We start from the raw sequence: 2293 nt of genomic DNA, 5'->3' as shown, positions 1-2293 counted from the left end.
AGCCATTACTGTTCCGTCTGCCGCTTTGTTTGTCATTTCCACTTTGTAGTCGGCAGCGTACAAAACAGTGGGAAGCAGCAGTGAGAATGCAGCAGCAAATGCGGTTGCGAATAGCTTCAAAGGATCTTCCTTTATGATGAAGAGCCGCCGTGCAGCGGCTCTTTGGGTTTCAGAGGGAGAGGTTTTATACTAAAGTCAGTTCCTTGATCGGGAGCKACCTAATCCTCGGTCCGCCGGCGTCCGCGATTGCGTTGACAAGTGCGGCTATCGTGATGGGAACAGCATCCTCACCGACGCTCTGGGGGGAGCCGTCGCTTGGTAACAGGTTTATTTCAATCTCGGGCACCTGCCCAATGCGAAGTATTGGGTAGTCATAAAAGTTGTTCTGCTGCACCTGACCATCCTCCACGGTGATCTCGCTGTAGAAGGCGTTCGTCAAGGCGTAGGAGATGCATCCTTCAAGCTGCTGCCGTACGATATCCGGATTGATGATGGTGCCGGCGTCGATTGTTATCGCAACCTTATTTACACGAACGGATGCGTCCTTGATCGTTACGTCGACCACCGCCGCCTTGGACGACGACTCGTAGCCGAGATAGTAAGCAGTGTCGCTGACCGCTATGCCCCGGCCCGAGCCKGTCTTCGCACGCTCACCCCAGCCAGCTTTCTCGGCGGCAGCATCCAGKACCCGACGGAGCGTCTGGGAGCGTGCGACTGCAATGTTGTAATTCTCAAGGCCCTTTGGGATGAGGGATGGGTCAAGCAGCGCCCTATACAGATCGACGGAGTCCTTATCGGCCAAGACTGCCAGCTCATCGAGAAAGCCGAAGTTCATCCACAAGTGCTGCGTTAACCCCACACCCCTCATCCACCCGAATGGAATKGGTGTGGTCTTGTCGCGTTGGTAGGCGATTTGCATGTTCGGGAAAAAGAAAGGAAAATGCGTTCCACCATAGGATTGCAACGCGGCTTGTGCGCTGGCGATTCGGCATGACCAKGTATCGATGTTTCCGTCGTCATCCAGCGCACCCGCGAATTTGACGACCGTGAGGGGYGTGTAGGTGCTACGCTTTATGCATTCCTCTCGACTCCACAGCACTTTCACTGGCGTTCCCAACATGGCTTTGCCAACCTGAACCGCCTGATACACGAAGTCGTTCTGGACGCGGCGACMAAAGCCGCCCCCGCATTGCATCAAGTTGAACTTTACGTTTTCCGGAGCCGCGCCCGTKAGTTCAGTTGCAATACGATGGGCATCGTCGGCATATTGGCTCCCGGCCCAAACAGTCGCTTTGGTTTTCTCAATTAGTACCGTGCAATTGAGCGGTTCCAACGGCGCGGGATCCATGAACGGGAAAACATATTCAGCGGTCAGTGATCGCGCCGCTTCCTTCATCCTTTTGGCGACGTCACCGGTCTCAACCAACACAGGCAACTCCCCGCCTGCCTGCTTAGAAAGCGATGATTTCAACGTTTCCGATGTMAGAGCAGCATGGGGTCCGCCATCCCACTCGATCTCGAGTGATTCCAGGGCTGATTTAGCCTCCCACCAACTATCCGCGACKACGGCAACGGTGTCATCAATGTTTACCGCAGCGGCCCACAGATCKGGATCCTCCCCGTCCGGTACTGGCGAATTGTAGCCAACGAATCCGCCTTTAATTTTGACAATCACAGGATGGCCCGGCAAGCCCTTGAGCGCCTCATCTTTGATGCKAACAAGATTACCGCCAAAKACCGGGGATTGCTGCACGGCGGCATACCGCATACCTGGCAAGTCTACATCGATACCGTATACGATCTCTCCGCGCGTTGCAGGCACGGTACTGCGAGGGGCTATCGGCTTACCGATAAAGCGGCGATCGGCAACCGACCTATATACAACCTTCTCAGCTGGTGGAGGAGTCAGCTTCACCGCTGCTGCAGCGACGTCGGCGTACCTCAGGGCACGGMCGCTCTTGCCATGGTGCACTTGATTCCCGCTGGTCGTCAGCTCTTCCGCCGGCACGGAAAGGCGTGCTGCCGCCGATTCAATAAGCATGGCGCGGACTTGCGCTGCCGCGAGCCKCGAGGGCGCAAATAGATAGTGCGCGGACAAACTTCCAAGCGTCGTGGTCMAGACATAGGGCGTGCCGCGAGCCTTGCTGATGGCAKGATCGTAAAAAGCCACGTTCGTCTTTTCCCAGTCTGAGTCCAATTCTTCGGCAAGCATTTGCGGAATTGTCGTCGTGACACCCTGCCCTACTTCGGTCTGCGGAATCGTGTAGGTCACTGTATTGTCTGGGTTGATGAC

General features: G+C 55.8%; 1 protein-coding gene. It reads right to left on the bottom strand.

Going from position 1 to position 2293, the window contains the following annotated elements:
* Positions 1 to 184 precede the first annotated feature (184 nt).
* Positions 185 to 2293: nicotine dehydrogenase subunit alpha NdhA (gene ndhA, locus QD357_RS31880; RefSeq protein ID WP_414126002.1), on the bottom strand; the 2109-nt coding region annotated here is incomplete at its 5' end.

Origin of the sequence: Rhizobium sp. BR 317, assembly GCF_047445835.1 — a bacterium.
GTDB classification, from domain to species: Bacteria; Pseudomonadota; Alphaproteobacteria; order Rhizobiales; family Rhizobiaceae; genus Rhizobium; species Rhizobium paranaense.
Note: the sequence above shows the minus strand (reverse complement) of the source record. Positions and strands in the feature narration are given on the sequence as shown.